The 20,167-nt window shown below is 54.2% G+C and carries 19 protein-coding genes and 1 other RNA gene; 12 read left to right on the top strand and 8 right to left on the bottom strand.

The window, feature by feature from the left end:
• Positions 1 to 3: 3 nt before the first annotated feature.
• Positions 4 to 900 carry a cation efflux transmembrane domain-containing protein gene (locus EFO84_RS07995; protein ID WP_127347536.1) on the bottom strand — a complete coding sequence of 299 codons (897 nt, stop codon included), beginning with the start codon at positions 898 to 900 and terminating at the stop codon, positions 4 to 6.
• Positions 901 to 995: 95 nt separating this feature from the next.
• On the opposite strand from EFO84_RS07995, the gene cadR reads away from it, so the two are divergent.
• Positions 996 to 1,403 carry a Cd(II)/Pb(II)-responsive transcriptional regulator gene (cadR, locus tag EFO84_RS07990; RefSeq protein ID WP_004364961.1) on the top strand — a complete coding sequence of 136 codons (408 nt, stop codon included), beginning with the start codon at positions 996 to 998 and terminating at the stop codon, positions 1,401 to 1,403.
• A 102-nt stretch (positions 1,404 to 1,505) separates the two neighbouring features.
• On the opposite strand, the gene asnC is transcribed toward cadR, so the two are convergent.
• The gene (asnC, locus tag EFO84_RS07985) at positions 1,506 to 1,952 is read right to left on the bottom strand and encodes a transcriptional regulator AsnC (protein ID WP_127347535.1); all 447 of its coding nucleotides are present in this window, start codon (positions 1,950 to 1,952) and stop codon (positions 1,506 to 1,508) included.
• A 178-nt stretch (positions 1,953 to 2,130) separates the two neighbouring features.
• On the opposite strand from asnC, the gene asnA reads away from it, so the two are divergent.
• From asnA to phoU, 5 genes are all read left to right on the top strand, one after another.
• Positions 2,131 to 3,114, top strand: a complete 984-nt coding sequence (asnA, locus tag EFO84_RS07980; protein WP_127347534.1) for an aspartate--ammonia ligase — start codon at positions 2,131 to 2,133, stop codon at positions 3,112 to 3,114.
• 92 nt (positions 3,115 to 3,206) lie between these two features.
• Complete coding sequence (locus EFO84_RS07975) at positions 3,207 to 5,456, top strand: ABC transporter permease subunit (RefSeq protein WP_431355325.1); 2,250 nt, start codon at positions 3,207 to 3,209, stop codon at positions 5,454 to 5,456.
• 14 nt (positions 5,457 to 5,470) lie between these two features.
• Complete coding sequence (pstA, locus tag EFO84_RS07970; protein WP_127347532.1) at positions 5,471 to 7,123, top strand: phosphate ABC transporter permease PstA; 1,653 nt, start codon at positions 5,471 to 5,473, stop codon at positions 7,121 to 7,123.
• 30 nt (positions 7,124 to 7,153) lie between these two features.
• On the top strand, positions 7,154 to 7,972 hold the full coding sequence (gene pstB / locus EFO84_RS07965) for a phosphate ABC transporter ATP-binding protein PstB (RefSeq protein WP_127347531.1): 819 nt from the start codon (positions 7,154 to 7,156) through the stop codon (positions 7,970 to 7,972).
• Between the two features lie 27 nt (positions 7,973 to 7,999).
• Positions 8,000 to 8,701: a phosphate signaling complex protein PhoU gene (phoU, locus tag EFO84_RS07960; RefSeq protein ID WP_127347557.1), complete on the top strand. Its 702-nt coding sequence runs from the start codon at positions 8,000 to 8,002 to the stop codon at positions 8,699 to 8,701.
• Positions 8,702 to 8,722: 21 nt separating this feature from the next.
• On the opposite strand, the gene serA is transcribed toward phoU, so the two are convergent.
• Genes serA through EFO84_RS07945 form a run of 3 tightly spaced genes read right to left on the bottom strand, consistent with a single transcriptional unit; the run spans position 8,723 to position 11,295 of the window.
• A complete protein-coding gene (gene serA / locus EFO84_RS07955) occupies positions 8,723 to 9,964 on the bottom strand; it encodes a phosphoglycerate dehydrogenase (protein WP_127347530.1) in 1,242 nt (413 codons plus the stop codon).
• 15 nt (positions 9,965 to 9,979) lie between these two features.
• A complete protein-coding gene (rpiA, locus tag EFO84_RS07950; protein WP_127347529.1) occupies positions 9,980 to 10,654 on the bottom strand; it encodes a ribose-5-phosphate isomerase RpiA in 675 nt (224 codons plus the stop codon).
• A gap of 44 nt (positions 10,655 to 10,698) precedes the next feature.
• Positions 10,699 to 11,295 (bottom strand): 5-formyltetrahydrofolate cyclo-ligase, encoded by a 597-nt coding sequence (locus EFO84_RS07945; protein ID WP_127347556.1) that lies wholly within the window; start codon positions 11,293 to 11,295, stop codon positions 10,699 to 10,701.
• A gap of 58 nt (positions 11,296 to 11,353) precedes the next feature.
• On the opposite strand from EFO84_RS07945, the gene EFO84_RS07940 reads away from it, so the two are divergent.
• Positions 11,354 to 12,940, top strand: coding sequence for an amidohydrolase family protein (locus EFO84_RS07940; protein WP_127347528.1), 1,587 nt, complete (start codon positions 11,354 to 11,356; stop codon positions 12,938 to 12,940).
• Here EFO84_RS07940 and ssrS read toward each other — a convergent pair.
• Both ssrS and EFO84_RS07930 read right to left on the bottom strand, forming a co-directional pair.
• A non-coding RNA gene (gene ssrS / locus EFO84_RS07935) (6S RNA) lies at positions 12,938 to 13,122 on the bottom strand. The genes EFO84_RS07940 and ssrS overlap by 3 nt on opposite strands.
• Before the next feature lie 17 nt (positions 13,123 to 13,139).
• Positions 13,140 to 13,445 (bottom strand): cell division protein ZapA, encoded by a 306-nt coding sequence (locus EFO84_RS07930; protein ID WP_127347527.1) that lies wholly within the window; start codon positions 13,443 to 13,445, stop codon positions 13,140 to 13,142.
• 149 nt (positions 13,446 to 13,594) lie between these two features.
• Here EFO84_RS07930 and EFO84_RS07925 point away from each other — a divergent pair, with 149 nt between their 5' ends.
• Genes EFO84_RS07925 through EFO84_RS07910 form a run of 4 tightly spaced genes read left to right on the top strand, consistent with a single transcriptional unit; the run spans position 13,595 to position 18,026 of the window.
• On the top strand, positions 13,595 to 14,182 hold the full coding sequence (locus EFO84_RS07925) for a UPF0149 family protein (protein WP_127347555.1): 588 nt from the start codon (positions 13,595 to 13,597) through the stop codon (positions 14,180 to 14,182).
• Between the two features lie 36 nt (positions 14,183 to 14,218).
• A complete protein-coding gene (pepP, locus tag EFO84_RS07920) occupies positions 14,219 to 15,535 on the top strand; it encodes a Xaa-Pro aminopeptidase (protein WP_127347526.1) in 1,317 nt (438 codons plus the stop codon).
• A complete protein-coding gene (locus EFO84_RS07915) occupies positions 15,520 to 16,818 on the top strand; it encodes an FAD-dependent monooxygenase (protein WP_127347525.1) in 1,299 nt (432 codons plus the stop codon). Before pepP ends, EFO84_RS07915 begins: the two co-directional genes overlap by 16 nt.
• Before the next feature lie 29 nt (positions 16,819 to 16,847).
• Positions 16,848 to 18,026, top strand: a complete 1,179-nt coding sequence (locus EFO84_RS07910) for an FAD-dependent oxidoreductase (RefSeq protein ID WP_127347524.1) — start codon at positions 16,848 to 16,850, stop codon at positions 18,024 to 18,026.
• A gap of 21 nt (positions 18,027 to 18,047) precedes the next feature.
• Here the strand turns inward: EFO84_RS07910 and EFO84_RS07905 are convergent, their stop codons facing one another.
• Positions 18,048 to 18,908: a LysR family transcriptional regulator gene (locus EFO84_RS07905; RefSeq protein ID WP_127347523.1), complete on the bottom strand. Its 861-nt coding sequence runs from the start codon at positions 18,906 to 18,908 to the stop codon at positions 18,048 to 18,050.
• Positions 18,909 to 19,058: 150 nt separating this feature from the next.
• On the opposite strand from EFO84_RS07905, the gene gcvT reads away from it, so the two are divergent.
• Positions 19,059 to 20,138 (top strand): glycine cleavage system aminomethyltransferase GcvT, encoded by a 1,080-nt coding sequence (gene gcvT / locus EFO84_RS07900; RefSeq protein WP_127347522.1) that lies wholly within the window; start codon positions 19,059 to 19,061, stop codon positions 20,136 to 20,138.
• Positions 20,139 to 20,167 lie beyond the last annotated feature (29 nt).

Genomic DNA, 20,167 nt, shown 5'->3' with positions numbered 1-20,167 from the left:
TATTTAACCCTTCAACGCCAAAATGCGTCTGGCACCGTTAAGTACAATGCCCCCCGCGATGGTGCCGATAATCAGATCCGGATAATTGGAACCGGTCCACGCGACCAGGGCGCCGGCGGTGATGACCCCCAGGTTGATCACCACGTCGTTGGCCGAGAATATCCAGCTTGCCTTCATGTGCGCCCCGCCTTCCCGATGTTTGGATATGAGCAGCAGACAACTGGTATTGGCAATCAATGCGACGAATGCGATAGCCATCATCACCAGCGATTCAGGCTCACTACCGAATACAAAGCGTCTCACCACCTCTACGAGCACGCCCACAGCCAAGATCAGTTGCAGTACACCAGCAAGATGCGCGGCACGTACCTGCATTTTCACGCTATGTCCAACCGCATAAAGAGCGAGTCCGTACACTGCCGCATCAGCAAAATTGTCCAGGGACTCTGCAATGAGGCCAGTTGACTGAGCCATCAGACCGGCAGTCATTTCCACCACGAACAGAAGTGCATTGATACCGAGCAACCAGCGCAGGGTCCAGGATTCTTGCTTAGCAGAAGCTGCCGAAAACTCGGCGGCCTTGATGGTCTCCGGATTTGCAGCGACGGTTTCCTGAAGCGAGGCGCCTAGCCCCAAGGTCTTCAGTTTCGAGGTGACGGGCTCGACCTCGCCGTCATGCACGACCTTCAGCCGGCGGTTCGACAAGTCGAAGGACAGCGCCCGAATCTCCTCAAAGCCGTTCAGGGCTAGGCGAATCATTCGTTCTTCTGATGGACAGTCCATCTTCGGCACGGCATAAACACTGACCCATCTCCCTGGCGCCTCGGAGGAGGCTTGTATATCGGTATCCGCTGCGGACGTTGCATCACCGCCACAGGCGCCACCACAGGATTTGCTCATGATACGACTCCACTTGAACAATGTTGTGGTACCATTTTAAACTATAAAGCTACTATAAGGTCAATAGAGTAAAGAATCCGTTGGGGAGGAGGCTGATGCGCATTGGTCAGTTGGCGCAGTTGGTAGGGGTCGAAACACAGACGATCCGCTTCTATGAACAGCAGGGCTTGTTGCCGCCGCCTGATCGGCAGGACAACGGTTACCGTGTCTATACCGAGAAGCATGGTGAGGGGCTGGCCTTCATCCGTCGCTGCAGAATCCTGGGCCTGTCACTGGCTGAGATTCACGAACTACAGAGCTATCAGGACGACCCTCATCAGCCTTGTACCGCCGTCAACGCCTTGCTCGATGATCACATCTCTCATGTGCGGTCGCAGATAACCGCTCTGCAAGCGCTTGAGAAACAACTCGTTTCACTGAGAGCGAGTTGCAACGATGACCGGGAAGTTGAGGCGTGTGGGGTTCTTGCTGGAATTAGCGAAGGAAACATGCACCAGCAGTAGGTGAAGCATCAACCAGATAATCCGATGAGATGCCGGTCTGTCTCACTCTCATGCAAAGGTAAGATCAACCATTTAATCCGCTTACCCTTTAATGTCTGTTCATCAAGGTGCGACATCGCGCAGGATGGGTTGTTGCAGTGAGATCAAGGTTTCAGTGGCTTGGATTTCGTCAATAGGCTGGATGCGTTCAATCAGCAGACGTTGCAGGTCATCAATGGAGCGCACCATCACTTTGATAAAGATGCTGTATTGGCCGGTGGTGTAGTGCGCTTCGAGCACTTCCGGTAGGGCTTTGAGCTGCGCCAGAGCACGCGGGTAATCGCCAGCGCGGGCGAGGGTAATGCCAATAAAGCAACAAACATCGTAGCCCAGCTTGCGCGGATCAACGGTCAACTTGGCACCGATGATGATGCCGGCTTGGCGCATTTTCTCCACCCGCACGTGAATAGTAGCTGGGCTCACCTGATGTTGTTTGGCAATTTCGGCATAAGATTGCCGGGCATTTTGCTGCAAATGCTGAAGAATCTGTCGGTCTAAATTATCGATCATTGAAGCAATCTCCGAAAAACCTATTAATATTTAGATAAAATTTAATCAAATCGGCGTTTATTGTAAATATAAAATCACTAAAAGCTAAAATTGATTGACGCTATTGATATTGGCGTTGCATTCATTGAATGATGGCTACCTAAACCATTTCAAACTAATCAAGCTCTTGGAGTACGCCATGCAATCATTCTTTATCACCCAACAACAGGTTGCTCATGCCAAGCAACTATTCACTCACGCCTTGTGTCAGCGGTTGCAATTGATTGAAGTGCAAGCACCGCTTAGCCTAGCTATAGGTAGCGGCATGCAAGATACCTTATCGGGCAGCGAACAAGCGGTGCAGTTTGCCATTCGTAGCAATGGCGAGCGTCACGAAGTAGTGCACTCGTTGGCGAAATGGAAACGCGCCCTGTTGGCCGACTACCAAGCCCAAGTTGGCCAAGGCATAGTGGCGCAAATGCGCGCCTTGCGGCCCGATGAAGAGCGCTTAAGCGAACGCCACTCGGTGTTGGTTGAGCAATGGGATTGGGAGCAGGTCATTGACGCTGAACAGCGCACCATCGCCACCCTACAACAGCGGGTACAGCAAATTTATCGGGCGCTATTAGATACCCTGAGCGCACTTGGTGATCCAGCAGATTTGCTGCCAAGCCTACCGGCTCAGGTGTACTTCATTGACAGTGAAAGCTTACGTCAGCGCTACCCTCAGCTAACCGCCAAGCAACGCGAACAGGCCATCACTGAACAGCATAAAGTAGTGTTTGTGATTGGTATTGGTGGCTTGCTCAGTGATGGCTCGCGCCATGATGGCCGTGCCCCTGATTATGATGACTGGAGCACCAGCACTGAACTAGCGGGCGCTGGCTTAAACGGTGACCTACTGGTATGGCACCCAGGCCTCGCTGATGCGCTGGAGCTATCGTCGATGGGGATTCGCGTTGATGCGCAGGCGTTGCGGCGCCAATGCGCACTGCAGCAATGCCAGAGTATATTAACCCAGCCATGGCACCAACGCTTGCTCAGTGGCCAATTGCCAGCCACAATAGGTGGAGGTATTGGGCAATCGCGGTTGGTCATGTGGATGCTGCAACAGCAGCATATCAGCGCGGTTCAAGCGCCGGAAATTTCATGGCAAACACAGCAACAAATCGCCGTGGCGTGACAAATATGACAGAACTGTAACATTACTGTCATAATTCCCGACTATACTTGTCGCATCGACATTAACCGTCTGTCTGACATTGACTCGAGGCATTGATGAGCGCACCAACTCGTTCTAGTTTGGGAGCCAGCAATATGCGTCTGTTTAAAGACCGCGCCGCACGCGTAGGGGTAACCCTGGGTGGCGGCATGGTGCTTATCGCGCTACTGCTGATTTTCTTCTATTTACTCTATGTGGTAGAGCCGATATTCCGCGGCGTATCCGTTGAGGGTAAGCACCAGTTTCAAGTGCCTGCAAGCACTGAAGTGGTGGCCATGGGCATGGAAGAACAGTCGGAAATTGGCTTTCAGCTCACAGCGGGCGGTGAAATTACCTTCTTTGCCTTGCAGCCAGCCACGGGTACCAATTGGCAGCCGGGCGATGTGCTGTTGCAAGAGCAACTGACCGCCACAGCGCCAACGGCTTTTGCTGCCACGCAACCACAGAACAAACGCTATGCCTACGCCTTAGAGGGCGGTTTAGTGCAGGTCGTAGCACCGAAATTTCGCAGTCAATTTATCAATGGCCAGCGCTTCACTAACCCACGTTCAGTACTTGAAGATCTGGAACAACCATTAGTACTCGACCCACAAGGTCGCACAGTCAATCAATTAGCCTATGAATACTCGGGTGATTCAGCGTTGTTGGTCGGTGTTACCGCCGATAATCTGCTGCTGGTGAACCTACTTCAGGCATCGCGCAACTTCTTAAGTGGTGCGGTAGAAATGAAATCGCGCTTCACCGAACTGCCAATGACCTCGCCTATTGATAACGTGTTGGTGACGCCAAATTTACGCCAAGTATTTGTCCGCCACGGCAACCGCGTTACCGTGTTAGATGTCAGCACGAGTGGCAAGGTCACTGAACGCCAAGTGCTCAGCACCGACAAACGCAAGTTTGGCGATATCACCGTGATGAAACTGCTAGCCGGCGCTAACTCGCTGATGCTTGGGCATAGCAGCGGTAGCATCACCCAATGGTTTGAAGTAGCCGGTGATGATGGTCGCCGTTATCAGTTCATCCGTGATTTCAAAGCCGGTTCAGCAGCAGTTGACGAAATCATTGCCGAATACTTCCGCCGCACCTTTTATACGGTATCGGCTGATGGCACGGTGGGCGTTTTCCACACTACCTCACAAGCCGATTTATACCTCGATAAACCCGAGCAGGTCAGTGCTGAGCAGCTCGTCATTGACCCCCGCGCCAACACTATGTTGGTACGCAACGACAGCGGCTACCACAGCTTTAAGCTAGAGAACGAACACCCAGAAGTAAGCTGGAGCGGCTTGTGGCAAGAAGTGTGGTACGAAGGCTACCCTGATCCGCAATACACTTGGCAGTCTACCTCAGGTTCAGACGACTTTGAGCCAAAATTCAGCTTAGTACCGATTTCATTCGGCACCATCAAGGCCGCGGCTTACGCTATGTTATTTGCGGTTCCTATTGGTTTGGCTGCGGCGGTGTACACCGCCTACTTTATGTCACCTGGGGTGCGTAAAGTGGTCAAGCCGACGGTTGAAATTATGGAAGCGCTGCCGACGGTTATCTTGGGTTTCCTTGCCGGCCTGTGGTTAGCACCAATCGTCGAGAGTTATCTGCCCGGAATTGTTGCGGTGATTATTCTGGTGCCGCTCGCCATTGTGCTGTTCGCCCTATTAGCGAGCCGCTTGCCAACCAACCTGCGCAACCAATTTACCGATGGCCGCGCAGCGCTTATTTTGATTCCGCTGGTGATTCTGGTCGGCTGGTTCGCGTTTGAGCTATCGCCATGGGTAGAAAACGCATGGTTTGGTGGCAACGTGCGCGAATACATCACCAACGAGTTGGGCATCACCTTTGATCAACGTAACTCGCTGATTGTCGGTATCGCCATGGGCTTTGCGGTGATCCCAACCATTTTCTCGATTGCCGAAGATGCGGTATTCAGTGTACCGAAGCATCTGTCGAATGGCTCGTTAGCCCTAGGTGCGACCACCTGGCAGACGCTGACTAAAGTGGTGCTATTGACCGCCAGCCCGGGTATTTTCTCGGCGGTGATGATGGGCCTAGGCCGCGCTGTCGGTGAAACCATGATCGTATTGATGGCGACCGGTAACACGCCCATCATGGACTGGAACATCTTTGAAGGTATGCGTACCTTGTCGGCCAACATTGCCGTTGAAATGCCTGAGTCTGAAGTAGGCAGCTCGCACTATCGCATCTTGTTCCTAGCAGCTTTTGTGTTATTCGTTTTCACCTTCATGTTTAACACGCTGGCGGAGCTTGTCCGTCAACGGTTACGTGAAAAATATAGCTCGATGTAAGCGAGAGGATGTCCATGAGAAATTGGTTTAAATCAGGTGCACCTTGGATTTGGCTGACAGCGGGCTCGGTGAGCATCAGCTTGATCGCGGTACTTGGCGTGATGGCCATGATTGCCTGGCGCGGGCTGTCATTCTTCTGGCCAGCGGCGATTCACGAATTCGAAGTGCGTGCTAACGACGGCAGCAGCCAAGTCATTATTGGTGAAATCTACGACAGCGAAGAAATACCTATGCAGCGGCTGCGTGAGTCGGGCGTAGTGCTGGATGGCTACGACGAAGAAACGCTAACGCGAGTGTTGCTGAAAGTCGGTAACCGTGAGTTCGTGCCGCTGGATTTCATGTGGGTGATGGAGCCGCAAATCGTTCGCGACGAAACGCCGGATACTTTAGCCGTGGTTGAGCGCAGCAAAGATGGCAACTTCTACGGCTATCCGTTGCACCTATTAGAAAATGGTGAGCGGGTAGCAAGCACCGATTTGCGTGCCGATATTCAGCAGCGCATTGAGCGCGCGGTAGAACTCAACGAAAAAGCCGCTGATCTGCAACAAAGCGACATCGGTGCCATTAACTTCCAACTCAACCGCTATCGGCTTGAGCGCCGTGCCTTAGAGCTCAAAGGCGAACTGACCGACAGCGAAATAGCGCGTATTGAAGCCGGCGAGCAGCAATTGCGTGATGACTACCAGGTGCTCGAGCAACAGCTCTTTGCCTATCGTGAAGAAGCTAGCCGCGACTCGCTGGTAGTGCGCGACATGCGCGGTGTTGAAGTGACGCTACCGATGTATCGGGTGTTGGATATTACCTTCCCCAATGACATGGGCGTATTCAGCAAAGTCGGGCACTTCTTCAAGCAAATCGGTAAGTTTGTGACCGAGAATCCGCGTGAAGCCAATACCGAAGGCGGGGTGTTCCCAGCCATTTTTGGTACCGTGTTCATGGTCTTACTGATGTCGGTTATTGTCACCCCATTTGGTGTGATCGCCGCTATTTACCTGCATGAATACGCCGGTAAAAACGCCATTACCCGTATCATCCGTATTGCTGTAATCAACTTAGCGGGTGTGCCGTCTATTGTGTACGGGGTATTCGGCTTAGGCTTCTTTGTGTATATGGTGGGTGGCACGCTTGACCAAATCTTCTATCCAGAAGGTTTGCCAAGCCCAACCTTTGGTACCCCGGGGGTGATGTGGTCAGCTATTACCTTGGCGATTTTGACCCTGCCAGTGGTGATTGTTTCCACCGAAGAAGGCTTGTCGCGTATTCCAAGTACCTTACGTGAAGGTAGCTTGGCCTTGGGCGCCACCAAAGCCGAAACGCTATGGCGCATCATTCTGCCCATGGCATCACCGGCTATTATGACCGGATTGATTTTGGCGGTAGCCCGTGCAGCCGGTGAAGTAGCACCGCTGATGCTGGTGGGCGTGGTGAAGTCGGCGCCGATGTTGCCGGTGGATGGTAACTTCCCGTACTTCCATTTAGATCGCAAATTTATGCACTTAGGCTTCCACATTTATGATGTCGGCTTCCAGAGCCCGAACGTAGAAGCCGCGCGGCCGTTAGTGTACGCCACCTCATTCTTATTGGTGACGGTGATTGTTGGGTTGAACCTAACCGCCATTGGCGTGCGCAACCACTTGCGCGAAAAATACCGCTCGCTTGAGCACTAATTACTTCGTTGACATGAAAAGGTCATGACTATGATTTCGGTAACTCCGAGCAATTTACAAGCAGAAGCATTGGATCTAGCCAACTTAAGCGCTGAGCAAACCGCGTTAGAGATCCGCGATTTGAACCTGCATTACGGCAGCGCTCAGGCCCTTTACGATATCTCAATGAAGATCCCGAAGAATCGCGTGACCGCCTTTATCGGCCCATCAGGCTGCGGTAAATCAACGCTGTTGCGTTGTATCAACCGCATGAATGACTTGGTTGAGATTTGTAAAGTCAGCGGCCAGATCTTGCTGCATGACAAAAATATTTACGACAAAGATGTGGACGCCGCGTCACTGCGCCGTCAAGTGGGCATGGTATTCCAGCGCCCGAACCCGTTCCCTAAGTCTATTTATGAGAACGTGGTGTATGGCATGCGCTTGCAGGGCGTCAACGACCGGCGTACGCTAGATGAAGTGGTAGAGCGTTCACTCAAAGGTGCGGCGCTGTGGGACGAAGTCAAAGACCGCTTAAACGCCAGTGCCTTTGGCCTCTCAGGTGGTCAGCAACAGCGTTTGGTGATTGCCCGTGCTATCGCCATTGAGCCAGAAGTGTTGTTATTGGATGAGCCAACCTCAGCCCTTGACCCAATCTCAACCTTGACCATTGAAGAGCTGATTACTGAGCTGAAAAGCAAGTACACCGTGGTGATTGTTACCCACAACATGCAGCAAGCAGCGCGGGTTTCTGACCAAACTGCCTTCATGTACATGGGTAAGTTGATTGAGTATGCGGATACCAATAGCTTGTTCACTACCCCAGACAAGAAGCAAACTGAAGATTACATTACCGGCCGTTACGGTTAATAGGAGCCAAACGTGGATAAGCCAACCATGAGCCGGCATATTTCCGGCAAGTTCAATGACGAATTAGAAGCGGTCCGTAACCAGGTACTTACTATGGGTGGGTTGGTCGAGCAGCAATTGCGCGATTCACTCTACGCCATTGAAAAATCGGACCATGAATTGGCCGAACAGATCTTGCGTCGTGATACCAAAATCAACGCGCTCGAAGTGCAAATTGATGAAGCCTGTGTGCAGATCATCGCTAAGCGCCAGCCAGCCGCCAGCGACTTGCGCCTGATCATCGCCATTTTCAAAACCATCTCCGATTTGGAGCGTATTGGTGATGAAGCTGAGCGTATCGCCAAAGTGGCACTCGAGAGCTTCAATAAAGACCAACAAGAGTTTTTGTTGAACTTGGAGAATCTTGGTCAGCTGGTACTGACCATGCTGCATGGCGTACTCGATGCCTTCGCCCGTATGGATCTCGATTCAGCCTTTGAAGTGCACCAGATGGATGCCCAAGCCGACCGTCAATACGAAGCATTAACCCGTCAGTTGATGACCTACATGATGGAAGATCCACGCGGTATTCCAAAAGTCATGAACGTACTGTGGTCAGCGCGCTCACTGGAGCGTATTGGCGACCGTTGCCAGAACATCGCCGAATACATCATCTTCTTTGTCAAAGGCAAAGATGTCCGCCACGTATCGGCGGAATCGATGGAACAAACCGTGAAAGGTGGGCGCTAACAGCGCCCATTTTTTTGCCATTTAGTAAAGAATACGCGCCCGAATAGTGCCGGGGATATCTCGCAACGCCAGCAGCAATTGGTCGGCGTGATGGGTACGCTCCGGCGCCTCAATATCAATCACCACATAGCCCACCTTGGTATCGGTCTGCAGATACTGACCCGACACGTTGATATCAGCATCGGCCAGCACTTGGTTAATGCGCGTGAGCATGCCTGGGCGATTCTCATGAATGTGCAATAAGCGTCGTGAACCTTGATGGGCCGGTAGGGATACTTCCGGAAAATTCACCGCCGATAGAGTGGAGCCGTTATCGGAGTAATGCACCAGCTTGCTGGCTACTTCAATGCCGATATTTTCCTGCGCTTCTTGGGTAGAGCCGCCAATGTGCGGGGTCAAAATACAGTTATCGATACCGCGCAGGGCGGACTCAAACAGCTCGTCGTTACCGGCCGGTTCATGCGGGAATACGTCAATGGCCGCGCCGCCTAAATGGCCGTTACGCAGCGCCTCAGCTAGCGCCTCAATCACCACCACACTGCCGCGCGAGGCGTTAATGAGAATACTGCCGGCTTTCATCTGCTGCAGTTGCGCTGCGCCAATCATCCACTGAGTTTGCGGCGTTTCCGGCACATGCAAGGTCACCACATCGGCCTGCTTCAACAGTTCATTGAGGCTACGTACTTGGCTGGCATTACCCAGGCTTAACTTAGTTTCAATATCGTAGTAGCGCACGCGCATACCCAGTTGCTCGGCCAAGACGCTGAGCTGGCTACCAATGTGGCCGTAACCAACAATGCCGAGCACTTTGCCTCGCGCTTCAAAACAACCAGTAGCGGCTTTGTCCCAGCCACCACGGTGCGCGGCGGCGTTCTTTTGCGGCACTTTACGCAGTAGCATGATGATTTCTGCTAGCACCAGCTCCGCCACACTGCGGGTATTGGAAAACGGCGCGTTAAACACCACCACGCCATGTTCACGCGCGGCGGCTAAATCAACCTGGTTGGTGCCAATGCAAAAACAGCCAACCGCATTAAGCTTATTCGCCGCAGCAAACACCTTAGCAGTCAGTTGGGTGCGTGAGCGAATACCGAGAAAATGCACATCTTTGATGCGTTCACAGAGTTCGTCTTCGCTAAGCGAGGTTTTGACGTACTCAATGTTGTCATAGCCTTGCTGTTGAAACACTTCAACGGCGCTTTCGTGCACGCCTTCAAGCAACAGAATTTGGATACGATCTTTGGCTAATGACACCTTATTCATGTTTACTCACCTAAATTATTTACCTAACTGAATGATGCCATCTGGGCTGGCAATGAGGGCGATATTGGCGCCACGCTGGGCGAACAAACCATTGGTCACAACACCGACAATATTATTCAGTTGTTGCTCTAATTGCACCGGGTCGAGGATATCGAAATTGTGAATATCCAGAATAAGGTTGCCATTGTCGGTGACAAAGCCCTGGCGCCACACCGGGTCGCCGCCAAGCTGAACAATTTGCCGTGCCACATAAGAGCGCGCCATGGGGATCACTTCAACCGGCACCGGAAAGCCACCCAAGCGGCCCACTTGCTTGGAACTATCGGCAATACAGACAAACTTTTGCGCCACCGCGGCAATGATTTTCTCGCGGGTAAGCGCGCCGCCGCCGCCTTTGACCATGCGCAGGTGCGCATCAATTTCATCGGCACCATCAATGTACACCGGCAAATCACTGACGTTGTTCAGCTCGTGTACTTCAATACCGTGGGCTTTTAGCCGCGCAGTGGAGGCTTCTGAGCTGGAGACCGCACCAGCAATGTCATGCTTCATGCTCGCCAGCGCTTCAATAAAAAAGTTCACCGTGGAGCCCGTGCCAACGCCAACAATTTGGCCTTCTTGAACGAATTTGAGGGCGGCTTGAGCAGCCTGAGCTTTGAGTTGATCTGCGTGCGATTGTGGGGTGGCCATGCCGGTTTCCTAGTGGGTGGGCTATGGCTGGTCAGTGTACCAGTTTAGCGGCTAAAATCCCACACCTTGCTGGGCGTTACCACCAGTTGCAAGGGCACATCCCAGGGCTGTTGCACCAGCCCCTCGCAGTACTGAAAATCGTAGCCTAAACCAATGGTCAGCAGCCGCGGCAACTCACCGCGTTGCCATGCCGACAGGTTGCCGGAGAGCGTGCGGTCGTAATAGCCGCCACCCATGCCCAAGCGCTGACCATTCGGGCCAAAGCCCACTAACGGCACCAGCATGATCTGCAGTTGCGTCAGTGGCACCACGCGGTCACAGCGCAATTCCGGCTCATTAATGCCGTAGCGGTTTTGCTGCCAAACCGTAGCATCGGTGATTTCTAGAAATAGCAGATGCTTAGCCACCACCGGGTGCAACACCGGTAACGCCAGCCGTTGCGCTGCGCCCAGTTGCTGATGAATAGCACAGGTCGGCAGCTCGCCGCCAAAGCTGGCGTAGCTGGCAATCAGCTGTGCCTGCTGAAATTCCGCCAAGGCCTGTAGCCGCTTGGCTACCTGCAGCCCAGCGTGGTTACGCTCATCGCTGCTGAGTGCTTGGCGTTGCTGCTTGAGCTGCTGCCGCCATTGCTGTGCTTGCATCACGCTGTTATCCTTGCTGAAACGTATCTCACTATCGCTATATAAGGCTGGTTATATCATGACTGCTCGTTCACTGACTAGGTTGATGACACTGCTGTTCTCAGTCACTTTGGCCACGGCCGTAAGTGCGGCACCACCACCTAAAGCCCCGCCCCGTGGCGATCAGGGCGATGGCCCGTTCAAGCGCTTGATTCTGCGCGGCGGTACCTTGGTGAATGGCGAAGGCGCCCCAGCACAAGGCCCAGTGGATATTGTCATTGAGCAAGACCGTATTGTCGCGGTGGTGAGCGTGGGCCACCCTGGCGTACCGATTAAAGAGCAAGGCCGCCCGGTGGCGCAAAAGGGCGACCGCGAAATTGACGTAACCGGCCATTTCATTTTGCCAGGCTTTATTGACATGCACGGCCACATTGGTGGCTCCGCCGACAATATCCCCGCCGAATATGTGCTGAAACTATGGCTGGCGCACGGCATCACCACAGTGCGCGAACCGGGCAGCTTTAACGGCTTAGACTGGGTGCAGTGGCACCAGCAACGCGCTGAGAACAACACTATTGTGTCACCGCGCATTATTCCGTACGTGGGTTTTGGCCAAGGCGCCGATGAGCCAATTTTTGGTGCCGACCAAGCCCGCGCTTGGGTGCGTGATATTAAGAAGCAGGGCGCCTCAGGTATTAAATTCTTCGGCGCCAGCAAACGGGTGATGGAAGCGGCGCTCGATGAAGCCAAAAAGCAAGGCCTCGGCACCATGATGCACCACGCTCAGCTCAACGTCATGAACATGAACGCGCTAGATTCTGCCGAGCGCGGCTTAGTGACTATGGAGCATTGGTACGGCCTGCCAGAAGCCATGTTTACCGGGCAAACCCTGCAAAATTACTCACCGGAGTACAATTACAACAACGAGCAAGACCGTTTTGGCGAAGCCGGCCAACTGTGGGCGCAAGCCGCCGAGCAAGACAGCGAAAAATGGGCTGAAGTACGTGACCGCCTGATCGCGTTGGATTTCACCATCAACCCCACGCTGACCATTTACGAAGCCAGCCGTGACCTAATGCGTGAACAACGCGCCATTTGGCACGACGAATACACCTTGCCGACATTATGGGAGTTCTTCACCCCCAGCCGCTATGCGCACGGCAGCTACTGGTTCGATTGGACCACCGATCACGAAGTAGCGTGGCGGCACAATTTCAGCAAATGGATGGCGTTCTTAAACGACTATAAAAACCATGGCGGGCGCGTCACAACTGGGTCAGACTCAGGCTACATCTATAAGATTTACGGCTTTGGCTATATTCGCGAGCTAGAACTTTTGCGTGAAGCCGGCTTTAACGCCTATGAAGTGATTCAGGCTGCTACCTTAAACGGCGCCGAAGCGCTGGGCTTGGATCATGAGATTGGCAGTGTTATTCCGGGCAAAAAAGCCGACTTGGTGATTGTGCGCGAAAACCCACTGCGCAACTTCAAAGTGCTGTACGGCACCGGCCATTACCAATTGGACGAAAACAACAAGCCAATGCGCACCAAAGGCATTCGCTACACCATCAAAGACGGCATTGTCTACCCGGTGGATGAACTGCTGCTGGATGTGCGCATGCTGGTCGAGCAAGCCAAACAGGCTGAAGCTCAAAATAAAGGGTGATCACCCGGGATGCCGCTGCGTGCCTTAGCCCTTGAACCCTTTGGTTCAAGGCGGGGCGCAAGTGTTCGACCGCAGGCTTCTCGATACAAGTCGAGCATGCTCAATAGCCGCCCAATGAGCCCCTGGGTATGACGTTATCGGCTCAGGGACATCAGCGTTGCTGGCGAACATCCCAGGCAATCATAACTACAAACTTCTATTAACGCCCTGGCCGTTGCTCAGTCATCACCTGTTCTAGGGTGGCCTGTAGCAATTTTATTTTTTCTTCTAATTCAGCGATGCGTTGCTGTTGTTCAGCATGTTGTTGGGCCGCCTCGTGACACAAATTCAAGGCTGCCATGACCGCAATTTGCTCGGGGTGCGACAAGCGCGTACCGCCGGTAATTTGCTTCACTTTGTCATTTAATCGTGACGCCGCCGCCAGTAAGGCTGCTTCTTGGTCCGCCGGGCAATTGACCTTGTATTGGCGATCCATCAGGCGGATATCGATGCTGCGCTGTGTCATGCGGTGACCCTTTTGCGTTCTAGTCGTTGGCGTCTGCTGGCTATTATGACACGTCTGTGATGGCTTTGTCAGCTAGCCTGAGCAGGCTTGCAATGATAGTATGGCGAGCATCACTTTTGACCAGCATCACTTTTAACGAGAGCGAGCCAATGGCCGACCCAACCCATCCTGAAGCGACAGTCGATAACTTTGATCGGCTCAACCAATTTCTGCTGCAACACGGCTTACTGCCCAATGCCGCTGAAGTGCATGGTACATTGTGCGGCATGCTGGCCGGTGGCGCGAGCCCTAGCAGCGAGCATTGGCTGGCGCTACTCAGCGATTTACTGCACGAAGGGCAATCTTTTCCGCCTGCTGTGCGTAATAAACTGGAGCAGTTAACGCAAAACATTGATGGCGCTTTGCGTGATCCGGATATGAATTTTCAGCTGATGCTGCCGGAAGATCAGCAACCCATTGAAGAGCGCTTACAGGCCATGATTGATTGGGTGCAGTCGTTTTTAGTGGGCTTTGGCGTCAATCAGAGCAATTTAGCCGGTTTTTCGGACGATGTGCGCGAAGCCATTGATGACATGGTTGAGCTGGCCAAGCTGGATTTCAGTGTAGAAGACGACAATGACGCCGACCGCGCCTACTTTGAAATTGTCGAATATCTGCGGGTGTCGGCCATCATGTGCTTTTGCGAAGTGGGCGAGCAGGCCAGTGGCGACTGCAAAACTGGCAAAACCTTGCATTAATTTTTCAATACCCCTGTTGTGATGGAGTAGCACCCCGTGGAGTCGATAAGCCCAGCAGAATTTGCCGCCCGCCGCGCTAATTTGTTAGCCTTTTTGGCGGCGCAGCCCCAGCCCGCTGCTGCAGTTCTGGCCGCTAACCCGGAACGGCAACGCAGCCGCGACACCGACTACCCCTATCGCCAGCACAGCGACTTTTACTACCTGACCGGCTTTAACGAGCCCAACGCCTTGTTGGTGTTGCGCCCCGATAGCGCGGCGCCGCAGCAAATTTTTGTGCAACCCAGCGACCCCCATGCTGAGGTCTGGCATGGCCGCCGCTTGGGCGTTGATGCTGCCGCCGAAGCGCTGGGCATGGACCAAGCCTACAGCTACGACGATGATCTGGAGCAACTCACCGAGCTGCTAGATGGCGTAGAAACGGTGTTTTATCTGTTTGACGACACCGACCTCGCCGATCTGCTACAGCAATTTGGCGCCAGCATGCGGCGGCCGAAATCCGGTTACCAAGGCGCCGCCCGCTACAGCGATTTAAGCGGCTTTATGGCGCAGCAGAGACTGTACAAAAGCGCCGCTGAAATTGCTCTGATGCGTCAGGCTTGCAGCATTTCTGCCGAGGCCCACAAACGTGCCATGAAGGCCTGCAAACCGGGCCTTTTCGAATATCAGTTAGCCGCTGAACTGCATTACCATTTTGCTTTTCACGGTGCATCGGGCCCAGCCTACGGCACTATCGTGGGTGGCGGCGACAACGCCTGCATTTTGCATTACACCGAAAATAGCGCCGCATTAGTGGATGGCGAGCTGGTGCTGATTGACGCCGGCGCTGAATTTCACGGTTATGCCGGCGATATCACCCGCACCTTCCCGGTCAATGGCCGCTTTAGCGCCGATCAAGCCGCCTTGTACGAGGTGGTACTCAACGCGCAGCTAGCCGCTTTGGCTGAATTACGCCCAGGTAATACCTTGCTGCACGCCCAACAAGCCGCCGCCCGCGCTATCACCGAGGGTTTGCTGGCGCTGGGGATTTTAACCGGCAGCCTTGAAGACAACCTTGAGCAAGCCAGCCACAAACGCTTCTTTATTCACGGCTTGGGCCACTGGCTGGGGCTAGACGTGCACGATGTCGGCACCTATGAAGTCAACGGTAGCAAGCGGGTGCTGGAGCCGGGCATGGTGCTGACCATCGAGCCGGGTATTTATATCCCGCGCGGGCTGAGCGATGTGGATGCGCGCTGGCAGGGTATTGGCATTCGTATTGAAGATGACATTCTGATCACCGCTAACGGCTGCGACAACCTCACCGCCGCAGTGCCGAAAACCATCGCTGAGATAGAGCAATGGATGCGCAGCTAACCGCCACGCAGCAACCTGCGCCGCATTTGACTGTGCCGATAGTTATTAGTGGCGGCGGCTTAGTGGGTGCGCTAGCGGCGTTGCTGTTGGCGCGCGCGCGGCCACAGTGGCAGATTCATGTGCTGGAGCCCAACGAGCAAGGCCCAGCGCAAGACCAGCGGGTGATTGCCTTAGCGGCGGCGACGGTGGCGTTATTGCAGCAACATGGGCTGTGGGCCGAACTGGCCGAACACGGCTGCGGCATTGAGCACATTCATGTTAGTGATCGCCAGCAACTGGGCATGACCCGCCTGCATGCTCAGCAACATGGCGTACCGGCCTTAGGGCAAGTGATTGCCGCGGCGTTATTAAACCAAACCCTGTATCAGGCGTGTGAACAGCAGGCCAATATTGTCTGGCACAGCGGCGCGCGTTTTATCAGCACCAGCGCTGAGCGCGATTACCGCGAGGTGGTGTATGAGCAACACGGCGACACCAAGCAGCTGCACACGCAACTGCTAGTGGGTGCCGACGGCCAGCGCTCCGAAGTGCGCAGCCAACTCGGTATTCACACCACCAGCACTGATTATCAGCAAGTGGGTATTGTCGGCATTTTGCATCTGCAGAATAGCCTCAACGGTTGGGCTTACGAGCGCTTCACAGACACCGGGCCCATTGCCCTGCTACCGATGACCAATAACCGCGCCAGTTTGGTGTGGAGCGTCAGCCCCGCTGAGGCCGAGCAGCTGCAACAAGCTGATGAAGCCAGCTTTGTGCGCCAGTGCCAGCAAGCCTTTGGCTATCGCGCTGGGCTGTTTACCGGCATTGAGCAGCGCGCCCAGTACCCGCTGCAACTGCATTTAGCAGAGCACAGCACCGCTCACCGCGCGCTGCTGATTGGCAACGCCTCGCACACCTTGCACCCCATTGCTGGGCAGGGCTTTAACCTTGGCGTGCGCGATGCCATTGCGCTGCGCGATAGCTTAACTGCGGGCGTAAGCGCTGGCGCTACTTCCACTGTTGGTGCTGGTTCTGCTGCGGGCGTTGACGCTGGTCCCGATGCAGGCGCTGCCACCGGTCCCGGTGCGGGTGCTGATGCCGGAAGTTATGCCAACGTAGCCGCGTACTGGCAGCGCCGCGAAGCCGATTACCGCGCCATTATTGGCCTGACCGACGGCTTGGTGCGCGGCTTCTCTAACCAATTATGGCCGCTAACCGCAGTGCGTAGTTTGGCGTTGTTGGGGCTGGATCATGTTGCCCCAGTGCGCAACCAATTTGCCCGACAGACCATGGGTTTTAAATAAATGGGGTTTAAGTAAATGAGGTTCACAGCATGAGCAAGCGGGCTGGCAAGCTAAGCTTTATCGTCTGCGGCGGCGGCATGATCGGCCTCAGCGTGGCGCTGGGCCTGCGTCAACAAGGCCACCAAGTGCAGCTGATAGAGCGCGGCCAGCAACCTGAACTGAGCAGCGAATTCGGCGCGCGCGTGAGCGCTATTGCTCACAGCAGCCGGGCGCTGTTGCAGCAACTTGGCGTATGGCAGAAGCTGCCCGCTGAGCGGCTTGGCCCCTACACCGGCATGCAGGTATGGGAGCACGACAGCTTTGCCCGCATTGACTTTAACGCGCACGAAGTAACCCGCACCGATTTAGGCGCCATTGTTGAGAACCAACTACTGGAACATTACCTGTGGCAAGCCGCCGCAGAAGCCGGCGTCACCATACACAGCGGCGTGACCAGCGTAGCTGAGCAAATCAGCGATGATCAGGTCAGCATAACCTTAAGCACTAAGTTAGGTAACAAGCAGCAGCTCAGCGCCGATTACATTATTGCCGCCGATGGCGCCAATTCGCAGGTGCGCCAACGCGCGCAATTACCGCTGACCTTTTGGCACTATCAGCAGCACGCCATAGTGGCCACCGTACATACTGAGCTCCCGCATCAGGGCATTGCCCGCCAAGCCTTTACCCCAACTGGGCCAATAGCTTGGTTGCCGCTGGCCGACTCGCAGCAGATATCCTTGGTATGGTCTATTGATGACCCGCACAGTGAGCACTTACTAACCCTAAGCGCCGAGCGATTCACTCAGCGCCTGCAAAGCTTCAGCAACAATAGCCTAGGGCAATTAACACTAGCCTCTGAGCGCCACCGCTTTGCGCTAAAAATGCAGTATTGCCAGCGCTGGCTGCAACAACGCCTGCTGGTGATTGGCGATGCCGCCCATAGCATTCATCCGCTGGCCGGGCAGGGCGCAAATTTGGGTTTTGCTGATGTCAGTCAGTTGCTAGACGTATTTGCTGAGCCGCGTGAGGATTATCACCGCACCTTGCGGCAGTGGGAACGCGAGCGCAAAACCGCCGCCATGACCATGATTGCCGCAATGGAAGGATTCAAGCGCGGCTTTGCGGGCGACAACCCGCTGCTGAAATTACTACGCGGCAGCGGCCTGCATATTGCCAGCCGCGTTGCACCGCTAAAGCAGCAGCTGATGCAAATCGCCCTCGGCGGCTAAAACGCCAACCCAAGTAAAAACCTAAATACGCTCGCGTATAAACTGCGCCAACTGCTGCGCCGCATGGTTATCGCCGGCGCTGAGCTTCATCACCACACTCACATCGCCAAGCTCCGGCAACTCCTGCGCTAACGGGCCACGCTGCAAACGCGCCAGATGATCCGGCACCGTGCTTTGCGCCAACACCGTAATGCCCAAACCACTGCCAATAGCCGCCGTCAGCCCAGAAAAGTCAGCGTTGGTATAACTAATACGCACATTTCGCCCCAGCTGCTTGAACGCTGCCAACGCCCGGCGCCGATAAATACAACCCTCGGGCGCCATCACCAGTTGTAAGGTATTACCCACTGGCACGTAATCCGCTTGCGGGCCAACCCACACCAGCGGCTCATGCTTGAGCTCAACCAAACCAGTGCGATTGACACGCAGCTCCGGCTCAATCAGCGCAATAATAATGTCGAAGCTGGCGTTATCTTCGCGCAGCAACTCTTTTGATAGCGCCGAGGTCACCGCCAACGTCACATTGGGGTAGGCTGCAGCAAATTGACCCAATACCTGCGGCAATAACGTACTAGCAAATTCACTGGGAATGCCCAAGCGCACCCGGCCGCTTAAAGACGGCTCGGTGAAGCGCGCCAAAATCTGGTCGTTCAAGTTAATTAAGCTGCGCGCCGAGTCAATAAACTCCGCTCCAGCTTGGGTTAGCGAAATGCGCCCGCCGCTGCGTTGCAATAAGGTGCTGCCGAGCAGTTCCTCGAGCCGATTTAATTGCAAACTAATAGCGGGCTGCGAGCGACCCAATTGCTGCCCTGCAGCCGTATAACTTTGCAGCTCATAAATACTTAAAAACGCGCGCACAGCATCGAGCGGTAAATGTTGCATCAGCGGCCTCTTTTTATTGGAAATTTCAATAAAGATTATAGCAGTATTTATAAAGTAAATTTTAGTATAAGTAATATTCATTTTGAGAACGGGTGCTAGAGTCTTATAATTCACCCAACTTTTAGGCAGCTCAACAGGACTCCTTCAGCAATGGCCAATCGTACTCCACTTTATGACGCGCACCTCAGTGCAGGTGCCAAGATGGTTGACTTCCACGGCTGGGACATGCCGTTGAATTACGGCTCGCAAATTGAAGAGCACCACGCGGTGCGTACCGATTGCGGCATGTTCGACGTATCGCACATGACTGTAGTTGACGTAGCCGGCCCACAAGCTACGGAATTCCTGCGTCATTTGCTGGCCAACGACATCGCCAAAGTGAGCACCCCAGGCAAAGCCCAGTACAGCGCCATGCTGAACGAGCAGGGCGGCGTCATCGACGATTTAATCGTGTATTACTTCAGCCGCACCGACTACCGCTTAGTGGTGAACTCAGCCACCCGTGACCGCGATATGGAATGGCTCGGCCAAGTCGCCAGCAAATTCCAAGTCAGCATCACCGAGCGTCCAGAGCTGGGCATGATTGCGTTGCAAGGCCCCAACGCAGAAGAGCGTTTAGCCAGCGTATTAGGCGCCCACAACTTTGCTGCCATTGCCGGCATGAAGCCGTTTATGTCCGTGCAAGTCGGCGAGCTATTCATTGCCACTACCGGCTATACCGGCGAGCGCGGCTACGAAATCACCGTTCCAGCCAGCGGCTTAACCACCTTATGGCAGCAACTGCTCGACGCTGGCGTAGCACCATGTGGCCTCGGCGCCCGTGACACCCTGCGCTTAGAAGCCGGCATGAACCTGTACGGCCAAGATATGGACGAAAGCATTTCGCCACTGCAAGCCAACATGGGCTGGAGCGTGGCGTTTGAACCGGCCGACCGTAACTTTATTGGTCGCCAAGCGCTCGAAGCGCAAAAAGCCAACGGCCACAGCGTATTAGTGGGCCTAGTGATGGAAAGCAAAGGTGTATTGCGCCACGGCCAACGGGTATTGGTCAACGGCGGCGAAGGCGAGATCACCTCTGGTACTTTCTCGCCAACCTTAGGCTATTCTATTGCTATGGCGCGCGTACCAGCAGGCAGCGACACGCACGCCGAGGTGGATATTCGCGGCAAAATGGTTAAAGTGAACGTGGTGAAACCAAGTTTTGTCCGCAACGGTAAATCGGTTCTGTAAATCGCAGCAATTTTTGCTATTAGCATAGT

Origin of the sequence: Pseudidiomarina mangrovi (assembly GCF_003999375.1) — a bacterium.
GTDB lineage: Bacteria > Pseudomonadota > Gammaproteobacteria > Enterobacterales > Alteromonadaceae > Pseudidiomarina > Pseudidiomarina mangrovi.
This window is presented reverse-complemented; position numbering and strand designations above follow the sequence as displayed.